This is a genomic window from Bacillus oleivorans, from assembly GCF_900207585.1.
GTDB lineage: Bacteria > Bacillota > Bacilli > Bacillales > JC228 > Bacillus_BF > Bacillus_BF oleivorans.
The window spans coordinates 364,537-383,844 of sequence record NZ_OAOP01000004.1 but is presented as its reverse complement, the minus strand read 5'-3'; the positions used below and the strand labels follow the sequence as shown (position 1 = coordinate 383,844).

Here is a 19,308-nt window from a genome sequence, read left to right as displayed (position 1 = left end):
GAGATCACAGACAATGAAAAAACTATGGATTTTATGCATTGCTATTTTAACAGTTTTAATTGTATCTGCTTGCGGCAGCAGCGATGCCAGCAATAATGGTGAAGGCGAAACGGTTAAGGTCAAAATTGGAGTTAACGGATCTGATGGTGCCCAATGGCCAATTTTAAAAGAAAAAGCAGCAAAAGAAGGCATTGAAATTGAACTAGTTGAGTTTGCCGATTACACTTTGCCAAACAATGCCCTTGCTCAAGGTGAAGTTGACTTGAATGCGTTCCAACACTTTGCCTTCTTGGCTCAGTATGTAAATGAAAGCGGAGAAGAACTAGTACCAATTGGTTCAACTGTGTTTGCACCGATGGGGATTTACTCTGAAAAAATTAAGGATGTTTCAGAAATTAAGGAAGGCGACAAAATTGCGATTCCTGATGATCCATCTAACCAAGCCCGTGCGCTTCGTCTTTTAGAAACGGCTGGTTTGATTACACTGACTGACGACTTTGGATTGTTTGGAGATCCTAGTAAAATCGCTGGGAATCCATTAAATCTTGAAATTGTTCCAATGCAGGCACAACAAACACCACGTGTGCTGCCAGATGTTGCGGCATCCGTTATTAACAATGGGGTTGCAGGTCAGGCAGGATTTTCACCAGCGGATGACCCGATCTTTAAAGAATCTGCCGATGACGAAAATGTTGTTCCATACGTCAATCTAATTGCAGCCAAAGCTGAAGATAAAGATAACGAAACATATAAACGAATTGTCGAGCTATATCATGAGGCGGACATCGAACAAGCAATTTTAGAAGACACCAATGGCGGTTCTTACTTAGTGAAATTATCTCAAGAAGAAATGGATAAAGCGTTTGAAGATTTAAAATAACAATGTTTGGAGGGAATCAGATATGAGCCTTGTTCAAAATGCGAAGGATGTCCTGTTTCAATCGGTTGAAGAAAATAGAGATTTATATATTCAAATAAGCCACGATATCCACGAAAGACCTGAAATTGGGAACCAGGAATTTTATGCAAGCAGCCGTCATGTGGAAACCCTAAGAAATGCCGGTTTTGAAGTAACAACGGCGGTGGCAGGACACGAAACCTCCTTTTATGCAGAAAAGAAGAGCGGTAAAGAGGGCCCGGTTGTGGCCTTCCTCGCAGAATATGACGCACTGCCCGGGATTGGCCACGCATGCGGTCATAATATTATTGGAACAACGAGTGTAGCAGCTGCTATTGCGCTAGCCGAAGTATTGGAACAAACTGGAGGGCGAGTCGTTGTTCTCGGTACACCGGCTGAAGAAGGCGGGCCAAACGGCAGCGCAAAGGGGAGTTTTGTTAAACGAGGGTTTTTGAAAGATGTCGATGTAGCCCTAATGCTCCATCCAGGCGGAAAAACAAGTTTGACTGGCGAATCCCTTGCTGTCGATCCGCTTGATTTTCATTTTTATGGAAAGCCTGCACATGCTTCCGGAGCGCCTGAACAGGGGATCAATGCACTTGATGCTGTTATCCAACTATTTAATGGCATTAATGCGCTTCGGCAGCAGTTAGCTTCAGATATTCGGATCCATGGCATAATCACTCACGGCGGGGATGCACCAAACATCATACCGGAATATGCATCCGCACGTTTTTTCATCCGTGCAGAAACATGGAGCAAAACGGTAGAAACATCTGATAAAGTCCGCCGCATCGCGGAAGGTGCTGCGCTTGCTACAGGCGCAACAGTTAAAATTGAACGGTTCCAAAATGAAGTAAAAGATTTCGTTTTGAATTCAGTGTTAGATGAAGTATTAGGAGCTGAACTAGCAGCCCTGGGTGAAGTCGTTCATACCGAAAAACGGAAAGGGAAAGGCTCTACAGATGCAGGAAATATCAGCTATGAAGTTCCGACATCCCATGGCCATATTAAAATTGGTCCAGATGACCTGATTGGTCATACAGCGGAATTCCGGGAAGCAGCTAAATCAGAACAAGGCGATCATGCCCTCATTACCGGTGCCAAAGCCCTCGCAGCTGCAGGTTACCGCTTATTAACTGAAGCAGAACTGCTTCAACAGATAAAAGAAGAATTTCAACGGGCACTGGCTGCCAAGCAATAATGAAGAAAGAGCTGAGACGATGTGAGTCGTTTTCAGCTCTTTTTCGCTTACAAGATAATCTGATAGTGCAATTAGAAAATATGAATCTAAAGTATCAGATTAATTTTTATTAAAATAAACACCCTATTCATATCGGGGGTGTATACATGAAATACTCGAGATTACTTTTAGCAGCTATGTTGATTCTTTCCTGGTTAACTTTACCATTATTAGGCTGGAATACCTTTAAAAAATTTTTTCCAGCGGCAATATTTATAAGTGTCTTCACCAAACTATTAGATATTTTTGGTGAAAGAAAAAAATGGTGGCTGTTTTATAAAGGAATTCCACCTTTAGACAGCATGGATTTTTTAAATTTTGGCCCTTATTTTGTCAGTAGTTTTTGGATGTTAAAAATGACATATGGGAAGTTGCCAGTTTATCTGTTATTTAATACTTTACTTCATATATTGTTTATCTTTGTAGGGCTAAAATATTTGGGTCGTTTTAGAATCCTGTCATTGGTTAGATTAACAAAAATTCAATACTTAGGGATCCATTTCTTGAGAGCGTTACTTCTATACGCTTTTCAATTTTTTAAGGAAAGAACCGCTAAACCGCCAGCAGTAGAGGACATACATTCCGTAGATTCTATCAATACCTCTGATCTGAAGATGCTATAGGACATATAATCGGTTATTTCACAAAAATCGTCAAGGGACAGATGTGATTTGCAAAAAACGCGGAAGCAATGACCTATGAATCTGTAAATCCCTCCATTTTGACGAAACGGAACCAATGTCCGACAAACCAGTTAGCTACCAAAACCACTGCATAAAGGACATTCGTTCCGTTATTTTACAAAAAGCATTTAATTCTGGATGTCTCCCGTTTATAAAACCCCAGTTTTTAACAAAAGAATTTTTTCAAATACATATTTTGTAACCATTCCGCTCATGTTAAGAATAACAAATTTTAGGAGTGATATAGTTGAAAATGTTTAAGTTTTTGTCAATAGCAATTTTATTAGTTTCATTACTTGTGGGATGTGGAGTCAACCAAGAAGATCAGGCGATGGATAATAGAGACAACAATGGCTTCAGAAATGTTGGGTACAGACAGGGTAATGACGTCAATAATCTCGGTAATCGCAACCAAAATAATAATAATAACCTGACTGGAAATAATGAAAACGGAATGGAAGTCGCCGATCAGATAGCTGATCAGGTAACACAACTGGATGAAGTAAGGACGGCCAATGTTATTGTTACAGACCGAAATGCCTATGTTGCCGTTGTTTTAAATGACGATGCAGAAGGAGAAGTCACAGATCGAATCAAGAATAGGATTGCAGACCAGGTGAGAAAAGCTGATAGAGATATTCAGAATGTCTACGTGTCTTCAAATCCTGATTTCGTAGATCGGATGGCAGATTACGGAGACAGAATCGGCCGAGGTGAACCAATAGAAGGTTTATTTGATGAATTCAATGAAACGATTCGCAGAGTATTTCCAGCCGAAAGTTAATTTTGGTATCCAATACCCTCATATTTTTGGGGGTATTTTTTATTGGTTTTTCGAAAAAGTACTTTTTCAAGGATGAAGTCTGTTTATGGATTTCATCCTTTTCCTTTTATTTTCGTAATAAAAAAGGGGGAATTGAATATCAGTTAGGTAAGGTGAAAGTTTGTACAACAAAGGAGATATGAGAAAAATGATGGAACAAGTGTTGTCAACCTATGCTTCTATATTAGATTGGCGTATGTGGGCAGACGTTCTGACTTCTGCAGAGGCGTGGGGACTGATATTATCTTTAGCTGTTATGGAATGTATGTTATCTGCCGATAATGCTTTAGTTTTATCTACATTTGTAAAACCGCTGCCTAAACACCAACAAAGGAAAGCTTTACTTTATGGACTTTGGGGAGCTTATATCTTTCGCTTTATTTTCATCGGATTGGGAACAGTACTTATTAAATTGTGGTTTATCAAGTTGTTTGGAGCGGTCTATTTGCTTTGGCTGTCTTATTCGTTCTTTACAAATAAAGGGGAGAATGATGATGAAAGTAATGGGGAATCCGCTCAGCGTCCAAAAGGCGGGTTAGTAAAAATATTTGGTGTTTTTTGGACAACGGTTATTTATGTAGAACTGTTAGATGTAGCTTTTTCAATCGACAGTATTTTGACAGCCTTGGCAGTTTCCGACGAGGTTTGGGTTATCTTGCTTGGAGGAATGATTGGGATTCTTTTTATGCGCGGTGTAGCCACCTTTTTTATTGTTTTAATGAACAAAGTACCAGAACTTGAGACAACGGCTTATATTTTGATTATGTTTATTGCTCTAAAGATGGGAGCATCACTGGTTGAAATCAATGTTTCCAATAGCTTTTTCATTTCATTTATGGTTGTTTCCTTTATCGTCACGTTTATTATCCATGTCATTCGCCAATTGAATAGAGAAAAGTTTTCACACTAATCACAGAAGGTGAAAAAGGAGTTGGAAAGTCTTCTCCTTTGATGATTGACTCATGTATAATGATTCTCATCAATTAAAAAGAGGTTTTACAAATGAACGCATACATTAAGGAAAAGCTGGAACTATTTCAAGAACGCAATCAGAATCGCGGACGGCTGTTAGTCAGCTGCCCGGACAAACCTGGAATTGTAGCGGCAATCTCCCAGTTTTTGTTTTCACATGATGCCAATATCATCGAATCCAGTCAGTACTCAACAAATCCTGAAGGTGGCACCTTTTTTTTAAGAATCGAATTTGAGTGTCCGTCTCTTCTAGAAAAAGCAAAGGAGATGGAGAGTGAATTTGCTGAACTTGCCGACAGGTTCTCAATGGAATGGAGCTTCATTCATGTGTATCAAGTGAAAAAGTTGGCTATCTTTGTATCCCAGCAACTGCATTGCTTAAGGGAGCTATTATGGGAGTGGCAAAGCGGAGATTTAATCGCTGATATTGCTCTTGTCATAAGTAATCATGAAGAGGCCAGAGATGTGGTGGAAGGACTTGATATCCCGTTTTATTGTATACCGGCAAATAAAGATATTCGAAAACAAGTCGAAGAAAAACAATTACAGCTGCTAAAAGAGTATGACATTGATGTAATTGTGCTAGCCCGATATATGCAAATCTTAACACCGGAATTCGTGGCGTCCAATCCGAATAAAATTATTAATATCCATCATTCATTCCTGCCAGCCTTTGTTGGGGCGAGACCTTACGAGCGGGCTTACGGGCGCGGGGTCAAATTAATTGGAGCAACCTCTCACTATGTGACGAATGATCTCGACGAAGGGCCGATCATCGAACAAGATATCGCCCGTGTCGATCACCGTGACAATGTAGAAAGACTGAAGAAAATCGGTGCTTCAATCGAACGAAGCGTATTGGCCAGAGCCGTCAAATGGCATATCGAAGACAGGATCATTGTTCATCAAAACAAGACGATAGTATTCTAAGGAAACAGAGGGACGGTTCTCCTGTTTCACAGGATATATTAAAATTGGTTAAAACCAAAGTTTCCAATATATATCCATTATTTGAAAAGCAGGCATTTACACACATAAAAAGAACTCCTATGTAGAATTGTTGACCCCTTAACAAACAAATCTTCTACGAAGGAGTTTTAAATTTTTTAGCACTACAGAGGTTATCGATTAACACTTAAGCCCTTGCAAAATCTTTGCCATCAACCTCTATAACAACCTTTTCATCGTTTTTCATATCCTAAAAATGAAACACAAGAACCGTCCCTTTGTTGCAATATCAGGAGCCACATCCTTTATATTTCTTTTACAATCCCTTTCACTAATTCAATAAATTTCACTTTAACTTTACCGGCAACCTCAATCACTTCATCGTGGCTTAAGGGCTGATCTAAAATCCCGCTTGCCATGTTGGTTAAGCAGGAAATACCGAGAACCTTCATCTTGGCATGGGCTGCTACAATCGCTTCTGGTACAGTTGACATGCCGACAGCGTCTGCTCCTAAAGTGCGAATCATACGGATTTCAGCTGGAGTTTCGTAGGCAGGTCCGCTCCACCAGGCATATACACCTTGCTGCAAGGTGATATTTAGTTCTTGTCCTGCTTTGGAGGCGATATTACGCAGGTCCTTATTATAAACTTGGGATAAATCAGGGAAACGAGTACCTAATTCATCATTGTTCCGTCCAATTAATGGGTTGGTGCCAACTAGATTAATATGGTCCGTAATTAGCATTAAATCCCCAGGGCTAAAGCTCGTATTAACGGCACCGCAAGCGTTCGTAATTATTAAATTTTCTATACCAAAAGCTTTCATAACACGGACGGGAAAGGTTACTTCATCTAAAGTAAAACCTTCATAATAATGAAAACGTCCTTTCATTGCGGCTACGGTCTTTCCATTTAATTTTCCAATCACCAGTTCGTTAGCATGTCCAATTGCTTCAGACTTGGCAAAGTGAGGGATTTCACTATACGGGATATGTATAGGATTTTCAATTTCGTCAGCTAGTGTTCCTAAGCCAGAGCCTAGAATCATCCCAATCTCAGGCAGATAATCTGTTTTACTCTTAATAAAATCTCTCGCATCCAAAATGTCTAGGCTGTCGTGCATGATAAAAAGTCCTCCTTTAATGTAACGGGCTAATAATCCATAAAAAAGTATACTATATGTACCTCAGAAAAGTCTTTTTCTCCTGTTATTATTCATCAATCCTACATAGTTATGCCATGCTTAGCTATTGCTCACATCCACTTCCTTTAGGAAAAAAAATCATTAGAGGATTAAAATGCCCATAACGTTTCCAGTCAGTATTGAAACTCCCAGAATAAGCGGCGGACCCAAAAAAAGCAGTCTATCTCTTTTTAATGAAGTATTTCTAAGTAACTCAGCCATTTCATTCAAAAATTCTATCTAAATCACTATAATCCGATCTAATGTTTAGGCTTTTAATAGCGTTATCAAAATGTTTTGATAAGGCACTTTTTAATTTTTTGAGATTTTTTTGTCTGATCAAATCAATGATTTCAAGATGTTCTTTATATCCATAAGGCTGTGGGGAGTGTTCTTCAAAAAAGACGTCAAAAAGAATAAGGTAAATAGATGTTTGATTTATGAGTTTATCTATAAATTCAATTAAAAATTTGTTTCCACATTGGCTTGATAATGCCAAATGAAAATTTTGATTTGCCTTTACGTAATTTTCCATATCCTTTTTATACAATGCTTCCTTTTCGGTTTCCACAATTTTCTCCATAGCTTTAAGATTACTTTCTTTCAGGTGATTCAGTGATAGTTCAACAGCCATAATTTCCAGTTCTTTTCTCAAATGATAGGCTTGAAGAATTTCGTCGAAAGTGGGATTAATAACAAAGGCCCCTTTGTTTGGTACGATTTCAACTAGTCCCTCCATTGCAAGCTGATTAATTGCGCTTCTTATTGGTGTTCTGCTTACGCTTAGTTTGCTGGATATAACATTTTCAACAATTTGTTTCCCAGGAGGGAGTTTCCTGGACAAAATAGCTTCTCTTAATGTCTTATAGACATGAACTTTTATTGATTGCTTTTCTTTCATAAAATGGCCCCCTCTAAGATTATAGATTTTATCAAAAGTATGATTAATTTAAAGAATCTATTGACAATTCTTAATATTCAGTAATAAACTACATATAATTGTACTACAATATTGTGCGACATAGGAAGTGTTTTAATTGTAAGCGCTATCAAAAAAGAGGAGGTAAATCAAATGAAAGGCTTTTATTTAAGTATTGTAGGTTTACTCTTGCTAGTAGTGGTTACAGCATGTGGATCAGGTGAAGCAACAAGCGGAAACGGAGAAAAAAGTGCATTAGAAAGAGTTTTGGAATCAGAAGTCTTAAGGGTTGGATTTGAGGGGACGTATCGCCCGTTTAATTATTTGGGTGATGACAATGAATATACTGGCTTCGATGTTGATATTGCTAATGAGTTAGCCAAAAGGCTGGGTGTTAAAACCGAGTTTGTTGCAACAAAGTGGGATAGCCTGATCGGCGGTCTTAAAGCAGATAAATTTGACATCATTATTGCCCAAATGACTGTAACAGAAGAACGGAAAAAAAGTGTAGATTTTACAGATCCATATGTTGTTACTGGTTCTGTGCTAATAACTCGTGAGGATACAAATGATATTTCTGTTTTAGAAGATATAAAAGGGAAAAAGGTCGGAGTTGGCGGCGGAACAACGTTTGAGGAGGTAGCCAGAAGTGTCGAGGGTGCTAATGTGAACCTCTATCAATCCCTCAATGACTATCTGCAAGATCTGATTAATGGCAGACTTGACGTCATCATCAATGATCAGCTTTTAATGAGCCACAACATTAAAGAAGAAAATCTTCCTGTAAAAATAGTGAGCGATATCTTAAATAAAGATGAAATTGGAATGGCTGTTAAAAAAGGAAATGAAGACTTTGTTCAAAAAATAAATGAAGAATTAAAAAAGATGAAAGAAGATGGAACGTATACTGAAATCTACAAAAAATGGTTTGATTCAGAACCGCTCATAAAAGAATAATGATTCACTTAATCTATCAATCTGCTAGTAGGGAGGGATCATATCATGCATGTTGCTGTTTTAGGCACAGGAATGATTGGCACGACGGTAGTAAGAGAAATTGCAGCATATTCAAATGTCGGTAAAGTTACGGCGGTTGACGGAATAAAGGAAAGTGTCGACAGGTGTGTAGAAATTTCCGCTAATCCAAAAGTAGTTGGCAAAGTAGCAAAATTACAAAATGAAAAGGATATTTACGAAGTCATTAAACATGCTGATGTGGCTATCGCTTGTTTGCCACATTCTTTAAGCCTGCCGGCCATAAATGCTGCTATAGATGCGAAATGTCACCTTGTTGATTTAGTCGGGTCCAAGTTTGATGAGAAGAAAAAGCTAGAGAAAAAGGCTAAAGAAGCGGGGGTTATTATTGTCCCGGGATGTGGTGTAGCCCCAGGAATCACGAACTTTCTGGCTGCTCAAGGAATAGAGCTGTTAGATGAGGCTGATGAGGCTGTGATGGTATGTGGCGGTATTCCGAGATACCCTTTACCGCCCCTATGGTATCAAATCGTATTTCGGTTAGAAAGTGTAATGGGGCTTTATACAAGGCAAGCCTTAGCAGCTGAAAATGGCGAAATAATCAGTCTGCCTCCATTATCTGGCTTAGAGAAAATAACTTTTCCGGAACCGGTTGGTGAATGTGAGGCTGTCATTACGGACGCACATAGTACAGCTTATACATTGAAAGACAAAGTGAAAAAGTTATATGAGAAAACAGTTCGCTATTCTGGGCATTGGAGCAAGATGTCTGTTCTTTCTGAACTTGGTTTTTTAGATGAGAATTTAGTAGAGATAGATGGAATCCAGATAAGCCCAAGAAATTTTACGGCCAAAGTCCTGGAGCCTAAACTGCGCGGAAAATCACATGAAGATATAACCGTGGTAAGAGTGATTGTAAAAGGTAAAAAGGATGGGAGACAGGTTACGCATACTTGGGAAATGGTAGATTTTTATGATCATGAACGAGGCATCACCTCTATGGCGAAAACTACAGCCATTCCAGCTATGCTAATGGCTATATGGATTCTTAACGGAATAGTACCGGAAACAGGTGTAGTACCGGTTGAGGAGATCATCGTCGGAAACCGGTTTGATGGATTTATAAAAGAGTTAGAAGGAAAGGGAATTCACATCCATTATTCTGAGACCTAAACAGGAGTTAAAGTGTAACGATCAATCTGATGTATAAGGGGGGAGTTACTAAATGGACTTTACCATCATCATAGATGCATTACCACTCTTATTAAAGGCTGCAATCGTAACTATTTCTTTAGCGGTGGTATCTATAATCATTGCTTTAATACTTGGTTTCTTTACGGCCTTAGCGAGAATATCCAATATTAAAGTATTAAAAATAATCGCAACTGTTTATGTTTCTATGATTCGGGGGACTCCGCTGCTGGTGCAAATTTTTGTAATTTATTACGGATTACCTCAGATTAATATAGCATTAGATCCGGTTCCCTCTGGCATATTTGCTCTAAGTTTAAATGCAGGAGCTTATCTTTCAGAGTCATTTCGTGCATCTATCCTGGCTGTAGACAAAGGTCAAATGGAAGCTGCGGTTTCAATGGGAATGACATACGCACAAGCAATGAGAAGAATCATTCTTCCGCAAAGTATTAGAATAGCAATCCCTACTTTGTCCAATTCCTATATTATCCTTATAAAAGATACATCTTTAGTTTCCGTCATTACGGTTACGGAATTACTGCAAATGTCTACTCTCATCATTGCCAAAACATTTGAGCCCCTAACCCTCTACTTAACAGCGGCAGCCATTTATTGGGTTATCATAACTTTTTTCACGGTCCTTTTAGATCGATTAGAAAAAAGAACGTCAAGACATTTAGCATAGGTTATTTTTACGGAAAGGGGTCGGAAAAGTGGAAGTCATAGAACTAATAAATTTAAAGAAAAGATTTAATGGAAATGAGGTGTTAAAAGGAATCGATATGACGGTTCATAAAAGTGAAGTTGTTGTAATTATGGGCCCGAGCGGTTCAGGTAAGTCCACTTTACTCCGATGTATTACATTTCTCGAAGAACCAGATAGGGGAACAGTAAAACTCGGAGAGCAAAAAGTGGAAGCGGGACTTCCTTTAAATAAAAAAAGAAAAAGTACCATAAGGGAATTGCGCCAAAACACAGGATTTGTATTTCAGCAATTTAACCTGTTTCCCCATAAAACAGCACTAGAAAACGTCATGGAAGGACCAATTGTCATTAAAAAGATGGATCGGGAACTCGCAAGAAAGAAAGCAATTGAATTACTGACAAAGGTAGGATTAGTTAATAGAATGGACCATTATCCCGCCCAGCTTTCAGGCGGCCAGCAGCAAAGAGTTGCCATTGCACGGGCACTATCAATGGAGCCCATGGTTATGCTGTATGACGAACCAACATCCGCATTAGACCCTGAGCTTGTCCGTGAGGTACTTCAAGTTATGAAAGAGCTAGCAAAAGAAGGAATGACGATGATGGTTGTAACCCATGAAATGTCTTTTGCCAGGGATGTGGCTGATCGAATTATTTTTATGGATGAAGGCCGAATCATCGAAGAAGGAAGTGCAGAAGAAATCTTTAATAATCCTAAAGAGAAAAGAACGAAACAATTTTTACAAGATGTGACGAATCTGCCAGTGTTGGATGGTTAATTTGTTTCATTTAAATTTTTGGTAATCAAATGATTAATCACGGAAAACCGTTTGACAAATTAGATTTGGTTTTTGCCCGCAATACAACTATATCTTCAGTTTTTTGCTGGTGTTTGAAAGTGGTTGTCAATCTGACAGAAGAAGGTGGAAAAAGTGTGTTCAAGTCTGGACACTGGCCTTATTTGGACAGGGGAGGGTGAAAATAATACGAACCTGTCAGAATACCAAGGCTCATACAGACAGGAGAAGGAGGAAAAAGCTCGAACCTGTCAGAATACAAAGCTCATTCGGACAGGAGAAGGAGGAAAAAACACGAACCTGTCAGAATACAAAGCTCATTCGGACAGGAGAGGGTGGAGAAAAACCGAACCTGTCAGAATATAAGGATCATTCGGACAGGAGGGGGCAGAAAAAACCCAAACCTGTCAGAATACAAGGCTCATTCGGACAGGAGAGGGCAGAAAAAACCCAAACCTGTCAGAATACAAGGCTCATTCGGTCAGGAGAGGGTGGAAAAAGCCTGAACCTGTCAGAATACAAGGCTCATTCGGACAGGAGAAAGTGGAAAATGCCTGAACCTGTCAGAATACAAGGCTTATTCGGACAGGAGAAGGTGGAAAAAGCTCGAACCTGTCAGAAAGCAAGGCTTATTCGGACAGGAGAAGGTGGAAAAAGCCTGAACTTGTCAGAATACAAGGTTCATTCGGACAGGAGAGGGCAGAAAAAACCCAAATCTGTCAGAATACAAGGCTTATTCAGGCCAAAAAAGGAGATCTGAAAGCATTACATCAGTTTAGTAATGTGCATAAAAACATTCTAGCTAAAAAGAATATAAATTTATTTATAATAAGTATCTCTTGTATTTCCATACGCTGTGTAGTTTTTCTTTAAAATCCTGCTAAATGTCCTTTTACTTAAATCTACCTTGCACCACTCAAAGATGCTTTGGGTCGTAATCTTTCGCTCAGGAAATAGCAGCTCGAATTCCTTTATATTCCGTAAAATTGCTTGTCCAATCTTTTCATGTTTTCCACACATTCCGCATTCAAAGTTTTCATTTTTTTTGGAAACTAAAAAGGATTTACATGTTTTACAATAAATTCCCTTTTACAGCTGGTCATAATGATATTTAAGCACCATGGTAAATGGATTTTTAGTTTGATGTAATGATAGTAACTTTTGGGCTAGTTTTTTGTGTCCATCATTTAATTTAGAAGGTGTATTATTTAAATCTTTCAAAAAACGATTTACCTGGGTTGGTAATATTATAGGTTGGTCTATTGGAGCTTGAAATAAGGTGAATTCAGGGTTTATAAAGATAACGGAGGCTTCAACAAGGTAATTTTGTTTGAGGATTTGGAGCAGTTGGCGGAATAGAGTCGAACTCCTTTTTAACTGGTCTAAAGGATTCTTATATTCGCGACTCGTCGTCATGGCATAAAGTTTATCCGATTCTAAGTAACAATCACCTTGAAAATTTTTAATATCCAAAAGGTGAATAACTCCCTGTGAAATAATCACTGTATCTATTTGAAAATAGGAGTTGTTTACTTCTAGGAGCAAGTCAGTTATGATATACCTTTCTTCTTGTAGACTTTCTGTCAGTTGGTCAAATTTTACCTCCCCTTCATAGCCCTTTTCAAGGTTTGAATAGTAAAACTTTTCCTTTTCAGATAACTCCATTCGCGCGTTTAAAAAACGCATCATCATTAAATCATCCGATTCAGCTCGGCCTTTAAGTAACATAAGCCACTTCCTTTCTTAAGATCTAAGACCATTTTATAAAATTATCAAGATTCCTTTCAATGACTATTTCAATTAGTCTTGGATTTGGTTCGAATAAAATATAATGGATATACTTTCCTGCAAGGAATGATGAATTTATTAACAATTACAGTTAAACTTTGACTTAAGCTCACAATACCTCCATCCAAGAATACAATGAGTTAGATGAATATGCCCAATACGATTCCGGTTAATTTTAATACGTTTAGCATCAGCAGCGGACCGAAAAAAACAGTCTATTATCCACAGGTAGTTGGCAGATTTGTTTTGATGACTTCGGCGATTGGACGTACATAGAATGAATAATTGTGGTTAACCAAAAAAAACAGAGGCGGCACAACAAAGTGCTATTATGGTGTACTAAAATATTTGTTTACCAGCCATTTTCATAAATTTGTTTATAATAACATTCAAAAAACCCCTCTGCTACCAGGATGGAATGCAGTGCAATATTCAAACATATTTCTTTCGGAACTAACTGGAATTTTCATAATCATTTTCAAAAAAATGTATAGTTACCAATCACAACCTTTCTCCAGGACAGGAGCCTCACCTGTCGATGGAAACAGCTAACAATGGACCTAGAATAACAAGAATGGTTTCAAACCGTTAACGACATCACTGCATATGTTTTTGGTTTCCTGATGTTCACCATTTCTTATTTAAATATCATTGATGATAGTTACAGGAGGGGATTATCGCCTTTAAGTTATTTGATGTTGAAGCGAAAGAGCGTGTTATAGGAGAGAAAAAGTTGATTCGTTCTTCACCCTTACAATGCCATACTCCTCCCCCAGAAAAGAAACAAGAAAGCTTTCATCACTTAAAGATAACACCAGATTTGGATACCCTTACGCAGTTTACCCTGGGAATATTGTCTTCGAGTTCACAAGCGTGAATAAACATATAAAAGTTTTACTGGTTCAGAAGTAGCGTTATACCATGTATGTGGTGTAGTAGAATCAATATGAAAACTATCTCCAGGTTCAAGTTCCATTATTTCATCCTCGATTAATACAGTCAAAGTCCCCTCTAAAACATAGATAAATTCTTGCCCTTGATGAGTTGATGTTTGAACATTTTCCTTATTTGGTAACAGTAAAACCAACATTGGCTCAAAAACTTGATTTTTTACATTTCCTGAAAGTCCTTCATAAACAAAATTAGAGTTATGGAAATTAAATTCATGATCACTTCTGCGATAAATTTTGTTTTTATTTTTGTGATCGTTAAAAAAATAACTCCTGCTAACTTCAAGAGCATCTGAGATTTTTGAAATAGATTGCAGTGTTACGGAAGACTTACCACGCTCAACTTGGGATAAAAAACTTATAGAAAGTCCAGTTTTCTCAGAAACCTGCTTTAATGTAACCCCCCTTTCTTTTCGAAGATTTCTAATAACCTTACCAATATCATCCATAGATACTCTCCTTTTTCGAAATAATACCAATTAAAATATTACTCTTTTTTAACTCTAATGAAAAGCTATAGATTAAATATTCGTTAATTTATTGAAGTGACACTTAAATTTTTTAATCCAATGTTTAAAATTTTATTGACTATTGAAAAACAATAGAATAAAATTTACTCAACTTAATTGTCAGACTTATTAAAAGATTTTAAAAATCATGAGAAGGTGGTGTATATGGACCCATACAAGGCAGGAATGATTCCCTCCAATATTTATCAAGAACGGAGAATGGTTTCAGGAAAGCTTGTTGCAGTTATGGATTGTTATCTAGAAAACAGAGGGCTTCAGTTAATCCCACAGCCTACAAGGGCATTTAAAAAATGGGACATTATTGAATTAATTGCTACTGAGGAAACATCTAGTCAGAACAGTACTATTAACTCCATTGCATATTTAGGATTTTTTGAAGTAACAAGTGGTGGGATTATTCAAAAATCAGACAAGTTAAAGGTTAATGAAAAAATTATAGGTTCTGTATTAGGCTACGATGAAACCCATATGCCAAACCATATAAATATGATTATCAATCTAAAGGAACAGAGAACAGGTCTGGAATTAGGATTCAAAGTAATGGATGAAGTATCTTTTTTAACCAGGTAATTAAATAATTTTATAAGGGGGAATTGGCTTGTTCGCTTCCGTGGTAAAGAAATTCAATTTTTTTGTTGTTGTTTCTATATTATTTATCATTTTAGCAGGCTGTAATTCAACTAGTTCAAATTCAGATGCATCTGATTATCCTACAAAAGCGATAGATGCAATTGTTCCGTGGAGCGCAGGAAGCGGATCAGATATTGCATTCCGTGGTTATATACAATATGTTTCAGAAGAACTTGGAGAAGACATTAATGTAAGAAATGTTACTGGCGGTAATGGTGCCGTTGGTTGGGCTGAGTCTGCTACAAAACCCGCGGACGGCTACAATATGTCATTGATGACTTTTGATATTCTTACAAATGAAGCACTCGGTACAAGTACTACCTCATATAAAGATTTCGAGCTAATTAATATGTTTACCATCCAAGGTATGTTGTTAATTACTCATAGTGATTACGGATACCAAGGAATAGAAGATTTTCTCGCTGAAGGTGAGAAGAAAAAATCATCTGGGAAACAATTAACAATAGGAGTTAACGGTGAATTCGGCCTATGGCACCAAGCGGGAGTGTTAATGGCAGAGGCAACAGGCTTGGAAGATGCATTTAACTTTGTACCATTTAATGGATCTGCTGATCAAAACACAGAATTACTTGGTAAACATCTAGATGCAATTATCACGTCACCTACAGCATCCATCTCTCATATTGAAGAAGGAACCTTAGTTGCTTTAGCTAGCTTAACAGATGAAAGGATTGAAGCATTTCCGGATGTTCCTACGTTTAAGGAGTTAGGATACGATGTTAAGTATGAGAGTTTTAGAGCTATTGCTGTACCAAAGGGAACACCAGATTCTATCCTAGAGAAACTTAAAGAAGCAGGGAAGAAAGCTTTTGATAACCCAGAATTTCAGGAATGGGGTACTGAAGCAAACATTGATCAGCGGTATTTAAATTCAGAAGAGTCATTAACGTATATTGAAGAATTGTATCCAACAGTAGAAAATGCAGTAAGTAAATTTGAAATAGAACAGTAATTTTTCTCACTATTATAGAAGCACCAAGAGGTGCTTCTAATTTTACTAACCTTGGAGGTGAAAATATGAGATTAAATAATGTTATTCCTAGTACAGTAATTATCCTATTTTCTATAGTATTTTTTATCGAGACATTTCACTTCCCCGAAAAAACCAGCAGCAGCCATGATGTAGGGACAGCTTTTTGGCCGCGAATATTGATCATTCTAATCATTATTTCTTCAATCATATTAATGATCCCTAAAAAAAGAAAAGAAAACCCCGAAAAAGACTCTAAGATCGAACTGAGCTTTGCAAGAATATTAAATTTTATAAAGCCTCTTATAGGAATAATGTCTTTCCTCGGATTTGTTGTCTTATTCAATACACTTGGATTCGTTATCAGTGTTTTTTTGTTATTTGTTATTTTATCAGTCATTATGCATCAGGGTATGAATTTAAAAAAGTTATCGATTATTTCTATTCAAGCATTAATCACAGTCTCAATAGCCTATTTTCTGTTTAAAAGTTTACTGAATGTTGGATTACCTAGAGGAGTATTTTTCTTTTAATTATTTTTCACATTTCACATTAAAATTGAAAAGTAAATGAAATAGAAAGAGTGGTGATGAAAGGTTGGAAGTTTTAAATGTATTTATGTCAGTTCTTCAACCTTTAAATATATTTTTTATTTTTGTAGGGGTGGCAGCAGGGATCGTAGTTGGGGCAATTCCGGGATTAACTGCTACATTAGCTATTTCACTGCTACTGCCATTTACATTTATGCTGTCACCTGAACCTGCTCTGTTATTGTTACTTGGGATTTATGTGGGTGGAATGTATGGAGGGGCAATTACTGCAATTTTAATAAGAGCTCCAGGGACTCCTGCAGCTGTTGCAACTTCTTTTGATGGTTACCCTCTAACACAAAAAGGAGAGAGTGGAAGAGCATTAGGTATTGCGGCAACTGCTTCCTTTCTCGGGGGATGTATTAGTGTCATTATCATGATTATGATGTCACCGCTAATTTCAAATTTTGCTTTAAAATTTAGTTCAGCAGAATATTTTGCATTAGGGGTGTTTGGGCTCACCATTATATTCACAGTTACAGGCAAATCTGTAATGAAAGGAATGATCTCCGGGCTTTTAGGATTATTGTTGGCAACGGTAGGAATAGATGCAATCAGTCCTTTTCCGAGATTTACTTTTGACATTCCTCAATTAGTTATTGGCTTACCTTTTCTTCCAGTTGTTATTGGTTTATTTGCAGTATCCGAGGTTTTTAGAATGCTAGAAAAGCCTGATTCACAAATTAAAAGTATGCCTAATAAGATCAATAGAATAAGACCAACCATTAAAGAAATGAAGGCATTAAAGTGGGTATTTGCTAAATCCGGATTAATCGGAAGTTTTATAGGTGCGCTGCCGGGTGCGGGTGCAAATATTGCAGCATTTGTTTCTTATGGTGAAGCAAAGAGGAGTTCGAAAAATCCAGATGAATTTGGAAAAGGAAGGATAGAAGGTGTAGCAGCCTCAGAAGCGGCTAATAGTGCGGTAGTGGGGGGCGCATTAATTCCTGCTCTTACACTCGGTATACCAGGAGATGCTGTTACCGCAGTTTTATTAGGAGCTTTTATTATTCAAGGTATAGAACCAGGACCACTCCTTTTTCAGAATCATTTAAATCTAATTTATATCATCTATATTGGCTTGTTTATTGCCATGATATTTCAATTGACTATCGGTTTATCTTCAGCACGTATAATTTCGAAATTGGCAATGTTAAAGAAAACAGTATTATTGCCTATAATTGCTATTTTTTCCTTTCTTGGAGCATATGCGCCTGAAGCATCTATTTATCACATGGGGGTTGCCTTATTTTTTGGAGTTATTGGTTACTTCATGGAGAAGTTTGGTTACTCCGTAGCTCCTATGGCTTTGGCTTTTATTTTAGGTCCGATAATTGAAAGATCATTTCGTACCGCACTGATTCGCTCAGAAAGTGGATATGCCATATTTTTCTCCAGTCCTATTAGCCTTACATTATTATTAGCTACAATTCTCTTTTTTGTTGTAATTATATATCGACAATATAAGACTAACAAAAATGTTTTGCATGATGAAAAAAACGAATTAGTTAAGTAATTGTTATAAGAACGGAGACATTTATTTATGTACTTTAGCTTTGACCATATTGTTCATTATGTAGAGGATCCAAAAAAAGTGATTACTGTTCTAAAGGAAAAAGGGATACATGCAGTGGACGGGGGACATCATCAGAACCGTCCTACTTACAATGCATTGTGTCATTTTGATCTAAGTTATATAGAATTTATTTCTGCATCTGACAAGAAAAAATTAAGATTGATGAATCATCCAAAATTTAGCTTAATGGAATCTATTATAAAAAATGGTTTCACGGAAGGATTTATCAGGTTTATTGTTCGAACTCATGACATCCAAAAAACTGCTGCATATTTTGAAAACAAAGGTTTAGAAGTAATAGGACCAGTTCCATTAAGCCGGGTTACTCCTGATGGAAGTGTTAGTAGATGGAAGCTTTTATTCGTAGGAGATACAAATGATGGACCAAATTTTCCATATTTCATTCAGTGGGATGAAAGTGACAACGATAGAATCAGGAATTTGGTGGAAAAAGGTATCATTGGTAAACATTCTTACAGAACAAAATTTTCACATATAACGATTGCAGTTAAAGATCTTGAAAAAACGGTTGAAAATTGGGCTGAATTGTTCAATTTACAAATGGGGGGAACATATATTGATAATAAATTACAAGCAAAATGCCGAACATTATTCCTGAATGGGGGAAATATTGTTTTAAGCAGCCCAATGGATGATGGCATTGTTTCTAAAGTACTAATAGAACATGGGGAAAAGCCATTTAAAGTAACCTTAATAAGAGATATAAAAAAGGAATCGTTTGAACTTTTTGGAGGAAGTTATCAGATTGAAACTCAACAAAGTATTCAACTATTAGGTGGTACCTGATTTTTAGTAATAGAGAGATATATAAAAGTCATAGGGCTTTTTTCTTTGGATAATAATTGAAGTATTACTTAAAAAATTTAATTACTGTAAAAATATTAATAAAAA

At 37.2% G+C, this 19,308-nt stretch carries 21 protein-coding genes; 17 read left to right on the top strand and 4 right to left on the bottom strand.

Annotated elements, in window-relative coordinates; all coding sequences use genetic code 11:
• Window positions 1–13: 13 nt before the first annotated feature.
• The 6 genes from CRO56_RS11410 to purU all read left to right on the top strand — a co-directional run bounded on the left by CRO56_RS11410 (window position 14) and on the right by purU (window position 5,549).
• Complete coding sequence (locus CRO56_RS11410; protein WP_097158752.1) at window positions 14–880, top strand: MetQ/NlpA family ABC transporter substrate-binding protein; 867 nt, start codon at window positions 14–16, stop codon at window positions 878–880.
• A 22-nt stretch (window positions 881–902) separates the two neighbouring features.
• Window positions 903–2,102: a M20 family metallopeptidase gene (locus CRO56_RS11405; RefSeq protein WP_097158751.1), complete on the top strand. Its 1,200-nt coding sequence runs from the start codon at window positions 903–905 to the stop codon at window positions 2,100–2,102.
• Between the two features lie 146 nt (window positions 2,103–2,248).
• Window positions 2,249–2,764 carry a hypothetical protein gene (locus CRO56_RS11400; protein WP_097158750.1) on the top strand — a complete coding sequence of 172 codons (516 nt, stop codon included), beginning with the start codon at window positions 2,249–2,251 and terminating at the stop codon, window positions 2,762–2,764.
• A 313-nt stretch (window positions 2,765–3,077) separates the two neighbouring features.
• Complete coding sequence (locus CRO56_RS11395; RefSeq protein ID WP_097158840.1) at window positions 3,078–3,608, top strand: YhcN/YlaJ family sporulation lipoprotein; 531 nt, start codon at window positions 3,078–3,080, stop codon at window positions 3,606–3,608.
• Between the two features lie 187 nt (window positions 3,609–3,795).
• Window positions 3,796–4,557 (top strand): TerC family protein, encoded by a 762-nt coding sequence (locus CRO56_RS11390; protein WP_097158749.1) that lies wholly within the window; start codon window positions 3,796–3,798, stop codon window positions 4,555–4,557.
• Window positions 4,558–4,649: 92 nt separating this feature from the next.
• Window positions 4,650–5,549, top strand: a complete 900-nt coding sequence (gene purU / locus CRO56_RS11385) for a formyltetrahydrofolate deformylase (protein ID WP_097158748.1) — start codon at window positions 4,650–4,652, stop codon at window positions 5,547–5,549.
• Window positions 5,550–5,872: 323 nt separating this feature from the next.
• On the opposite strand, the gene CRO56_RS11380 is transcribed toward purU, so the two are convergent.
• Entirely contained in the window at window positions 5,873–6,691 is an 819-nt protein-coding gene (locus CRO56_RS11380) for a purine-nucleoside phosphorylase (RefSeq protein WP_097158747.1), read from the bottom strand.
• A 283-nt stretch (window positions 6,692–6,974) separates the two neighbouring features.
• Window positions 6,975–7,652 carry a GntR family transcriptional regulator gene (locus CRO56_RS11375; RefSeq protein ID WP_097158746.1) on the bottom strand — a complete coding sequence of 226 codons (678 nt, stop codon included), beginning with the start codon at window positions 7,650–7,652 and terminating at the stop codon, window positions 6,975–6,977.
• Between the two features lie 171 nt (window positions 7,653–7,823).
• Between CRO56_RS11375 and CRO56_RS11370 the strand changes: the two genes are divergently transcribed.
• From CRO56_RS11370 to CRO56_RS11350, 5 genes are all read left to right on the top strand, one after another.
• Entirely contained in the window at window positions 7,824–8,627 is an 804-nt protein-coding gene (locus CRO56_RS11370; RefSeq protein WP_097158745.1) for a transporter substrate-binding domain-containing protein, read from the top strand.
• A gap of 45 nt (window positions 8,628–8,672) precedes the next feature.
• The gene (locus CRO56_RS11365; protein WP_097158744.1) at window positions 8,673–9,818 is read left to right on the top strand and encodes a saccharopine dehydrogenase family protein; all 1,146 of its coding nucleotides are present in this window, start codon (window positions 8,673–8,675) and stop codon (window positions 9,816–9,818) included.
• Between the two features lie 52 nt (window positions 9,819–9,870).
• Entirely contained in the window at window positions 9,871–10,524 is a 654-nt protein-coding gene (locus tag CRO56_RS11360) for an amino acid ABC transporter permease (RefSeq protein WP_097158743.1), read from the top strand.
• Window positions 10,525–10,552: 28 nt separating this feature from the next.
• Complete coding sequence (locus CRO56_RS11355; RefSeq protein ID WP_097158742.1) at window positions 10,553–11,323, top strand: amino acid ABC transporter ATP-binding protein; 771 nt, start codon at window positions 10,553–10,555, stop codon at window positions 11,321–11,323.
• Between the two features lie 196 nt (window positions 11,324–11,519).
• The gene (locus tag CRO56_RS11350; protein ID WP_097158741.1) at window positions 11,520–12,101 is read left to right on the top strand and encodes a hypothetical protein; all 582 of its coding nucleotides are present in this window, start codon (window positions 11,520–11,522) and stop codon (window positions 12,099–12,101) included.
• 329 nt (window positions 12,102–12,430) lie between these two features.
• Here the strand turns inward: CRO56_RS11350 and CRO56_RS11345 are convergent, their stop codons facing one another.
• Window positions 12,431–13,069 carry a nuclease-related domain-containing protein gene (locus CRO56_RS11345; protein ID WP_342745885.1) on the bottom strand — a complete coding sequence of 213 codons (639 nt, stop codon included), beginning with the start codon at window positions 13,067–13,069 and terminating at the stop codon, window positions 12,431–12,433.
• Window positions 13,070–13,279: 210 nt separating this feature from the next.
• Here CRO56_RS11345 and CRO56_RS23410 point away from each other — a divergent pair, with 210 nt between their 5' ends.
• Window positions 13,280–13,405 (top strand): hypothetical protein, encoded by a 126-nt coding sequence (locus tag CRO56_RS23410; protein WP_281257302.1) that lies wholly within the window; start codon window positions 13,280–13,282, stop codon window positions 13,403–13,405.
• A 589-nt stretch (window positions 13,406–13,994) separates the two neighbouring features.
• On the opposite strand, the gene CRO56_RS11340 is transcribed toward CRO56_RS23410, so the two are convergent.
• On the bottom strand, window positions 13,995–14,528 hold the full coding sequence (locus CRO56_RS11340; protein WP_097158740.1) for a helix-turn-helix domain-containing protein: 534 nt from the start codon (window positions 14,526–14,528) through the stop codon (window positions 13,995–13,997).
• 225 nt (window positions 14,529–14,753) lie between these two features.
• Between CRO56_RS11340 and CRO56_RS11335 the strand changes: the two genes are divergently transcribed.
• The 5 genes from CRO56_RS11335 to CRO56_RS11315 all read left to right on the top strand — a co-directional run bounded on the left by CRO56_RS11335 (window position 14,754) and on the right by CRO56_RS11315 (window position 19,203).
• Window positions 14,754–15,179: a DUF6917 domain-containing protein gene (locus tag CRO56_RS11335; RefSeq protein ID WP_097158739.1), complete on the top strand. Its 426-nt coding sequence runs from the start codon at window positions 14,754–14,756 to the stop codon at window positions 15,177–15,179.
• Window positions 15,180–15,207: 28 nt separating this feature from the next.
• Window positions 15,208–16,212 carry a tripartite tricarboxylate transporter substrate binding protein gene (locus tag CRO56_RS11330; RefSeq protein ID WP_179714258.1) on the top strand — a complete coding sequence of 335 codons (1,005 nt, stop codon included), beginning with the start codon at window positions 15,208–15,210 and terminating at the stop codon, window positions 16,210–16,212.
• 65 nt (window positions 16,213–16,277) lie between these two features.
• Window positions 16,278–16,763, top strand: coding sequence for a tripartite tricarboxylate transporter TctB family protein (locus CRO56_RS11325; RefSeq protein ID WP_097158737.1), 486 nt, complete (start codon window positions 16,278–16,280; stop codon window positions 16,761–16,763).
• Window positions 16,764–16,827: 64 nt separating this feature from the next.
• The gene (locus tag CRO56_RS11320) at window positions 16,828–18,336 is read left to right on the top strand and encodes a tripartite tricarboxylate transporter permease (protein WP_097158736.1); all 1,509 of its coding nucleotides are present in this window, start codon (window positions 16,828–16,830) and stop codon (window positions 18,334–18,336) included.
• Window positions 18,337–18,363: 27 nt separating this feature from the next.
• On the top strand, window positions 18,364–19,203 hold the full coding sequence (locus tag CRO56_RS11315) for a VOC family protein (protein ID WP_097158735.1): 840 nt from the start codon (window positions 18,364–18,366) through the stop codon (window positions 19,201–19,203).
• Window positions 19,204–19,308 lie beyond the last annotated feature (105 nt).